Origin of the sequence: Longimicrobium sp., from assembly GCF_036554565.1 — a bacterium.
In the GTDB taxonomy this organism is placed as follows: domain Bacteria; phylum Gemmatimonadota; class Gemmatimonadetes; order Longimicrobiales; family Longimicrobiaceae; genus Longimicrobium.
In genome coordinates this window covers 1-2,676 of record NZ_DATBNB010000310.1, presented here as the reverse complement: position 1 = coordinate 2,676, position 2,676 = coordinate 1, and the positions used below count along the sequence as shown (strand labels likewise).

General features: G+C 71.3%; 2 protein-coding genes and 1 pseudogene. All 3 read left to right on the top strand.

The features are described from left to right. Positions 1-419: pseudogene (locus VIB55_RS08405) on the top strand (hypothetical protein); the annotation flags it as partial. A 25-nt stretch (positions 420-444) separates the two neighbouring features. Then, complete coding sequence (locus tag VIB55_RS08400; protein ID WP_331876227.1) at positions 445-1,791, top strand: NTP/NDP exchange transporter; 1,347 nt, start codon at positions 445-447, stop codon at positions 1,789-1,791. A gap of 384 nt (positions 1,792-2,175) precedes the next feature. Next, a partial coding sequence (locus VIB55_RS08395) for a serine hydrolase domain-containing protein (RefSeq protein WP_331876226.1) occupies positions 2,176-2,676 on the top strand: 501 nt, incomplete at its 3' end.

The window sequence follows — 2,676 nt, the reverse complement described above, 5'->3', positions numbered from 1 at the left end:
GCCCCGTATTCACGGTGGAGTTCGTGGTCGACCAGGCGGGTGGGGTGACGCAAGTCATCAGTGACGGCGTGGGCACGGAGTTTCGGCTCCCCCGCAAGGGGTCTTCCGCAGCGCCGCCACCGCCGGTCGCCACGGCGCGTGTTCCCAGGCCGGTGCTGGAGCGGTACGTGGGCACGTACGAATTCCTCCCGGGGGAGATGAACCGATACGGTCGCACCGTCGTGGTCCGCCTGGAGGGAGACACGCTGATCCGGGAGGGAGCGGGACCGACGGCGGTCCTCACGCCCCTCTCGGAGACCCGTTTCCGGGTGGGCGACACGTCGCTGGTGACGGAGTTCGTGGTCGACGAGGCCGGGGTGACGCAGATCATGGGCACCGGCTTCCAGCAGCTGCTGGCCCGTCTCCAGCCGCAGCCCTGATCCCGGTGCGGAAGACGAGCTCCAGATGACCGCGATCCTTCAGCGCTTCACGCAGGTCCGCCGGGAGGAGGCCGCGCCGGTGCTCGCATCGGCGCTCTCCTTCTTCTTCATCCTCACCGCGTTGATGGTGCTGCGGCCCGCCCGGGAGGCGCTGGGGATGCAGCGGGGGATCGAGGCCATTCGCTGGCTCTTCGTGGGCACGGCGGTGGTCACCCTGGCGGTGAACCCGGTGTTCGGAATGCTGGTGAGCCGCACCCGCCGGCTGGTCTTCATCAACGCTACGTACCTGTTCTTTGCCGCCAGCCTGCTGGTGTTCTACGCCCTGCTGGTGATGGCGCCGGCGGCCATCGGAGAAACCAGCGGGATGGTCTTCTTCGTCTGGTTCAGCGTCTTCAACCTGTTCGCCACCATGGTCTTCTGGGGCCTGATGGCGGACCGCTTCTCGCTGGAACAGAGCAAGCGGCTCTTCGGGGTGATCGCGGTGGGAGGCACGCTGGGCGCCATCGCCGGGCCCTGGCTGGCCTCGCGACTCGCGGAGCCGCTGGGGACGGCCGGGCTCCTGCTGGTGGCGGCGGGCTCGCTGGGGCTGGCGGTGCTCTCGGTGCGGGCGGTGGCGCACCTGCAGCCGGAGCACGCCCGCCCCGCGGACGTGGACGACTCCGAGTCGCCCCCCGCGGTGGACGAGCGCGCGGTGATCGGCGGGAGCGCGTGGTACGGGCTGAAGGCGGTGTTCCGCTCGCCGTACCTGGCCGGCATCGCGGCGTACATGCTGATCCTGGCGGTGGTCGCCACCTTCATCTACTTCACCCGCCTGCAGATGGTGGCCGCGCTGGGCGAGGACCTGGACATGCGCACCACGGTCTTCGCGCAGATCGACCTGTACACGCAGATCGCCACCCTGGTGCTGCAGGCGCTGGTGGCGGGAAAGCTGATGAAGCACCTGGGGATTCCGGTGACGCTGGCCCTGCTCCCGGTCACCGTGGCGCTGGGGTTCCTGGGGCTGGCGCTGGTGGCCTCGCTGGCGACGCTGGTCGTCCTTCAGGCGGCTTTCAACGCGGTGCAGCGCGCCATCATGCGCCCCGCGCGCGAGACGCTCTTCACCGTGGTCAGCCGCGCCGACAAGTACAAGTCGAAGGCCTTCATCGACACCTTCGTCTACCGCGGCGGCGACGTGGTGGGCGCACAGGTGGAGGGGGTGCTGGGGCGCCTGGGGACGGGGCTCGCGGCGCTGATCTCCGTCTCCGTGCCGCTTGCCCTGGCCTGGGCCGTCCTGGGCGTCTGGCTCGGCCGGCGGCAGGAGCGGCTGGCGGAGCACCATCCCGCCGCGGCCCCGGCCGCGCCCCCCGCGCGGGCCGAGGTCGGCGCGCTCTAGCCCACTCCCTCACGCGTCACCACGGGCCCATCTGCCCGTGGGCGTCGCGCACGACCCGCCGCGCCAGCGGCGATTGCCTCGCGGCCGCGGACGGCGGCCGCGAGGCATTCGCGTTGTCCATGAAACGCGCGCAAGAACGTTGATGGCTGGATCCTCCGTCGCCGCCTCGCTCCGCTCCCGTCATGTCCGGCACAACGACCTGTGTTCGACCTTCCGATGACACGAGCCACGGGGGCGTTCGTGCGCGCGCCTACGTACAGCCTCGCTGGGGCGTATGAACGAACGAGGAAAGGCAATCGCGGGGCTGAACGGGCAGATCGAGCTCGACGCCCTCGTCCCGGCGAGCTGATCGTGAACCCCACCCGCCGAACAGGGAGGACCTCCATGCGGATCGTTGCTGCCCTCGCCCTGCTGGCCTGCGCCGCGTGCTGCGCTCCCGAGCCCACCGTACCCGGACCGGCCGAGGCCCAGGCGGCGGCGGACTCGGCGTTCGCGACCACGCTCCGCGCGCGGCTGGAGGCGGCCACGGCCGCCGGCGAGTTCTCCGGCGCCGTGCTCGTGGCCCGCGACGGGCGCACGCTGTTCGAGGGCGCCTACGGCCTCGCCGACCGGGAGCGGGGCGTGCCGAACACGCCGCTGACGCAGTTCCGCGTGGGATCCATGAACAAGATGCTGACCGCGGTGGCGGCGCTTCAGCTGGTGCAGGCCGGGACGGTGCGCCTGGACACGCCGTTCGGCACCTACCTCGCGGACTACCCGAACGCGGACGTCGCGTCGAAGGTGACGCCGCACCACCTGCTCACCCACACCGGCGGCACGGGCGACATCTTCGGCCCGCAGTTCACCGCGCACCGCGCCGAGCTCCGCACGACCGGGGACTACCTG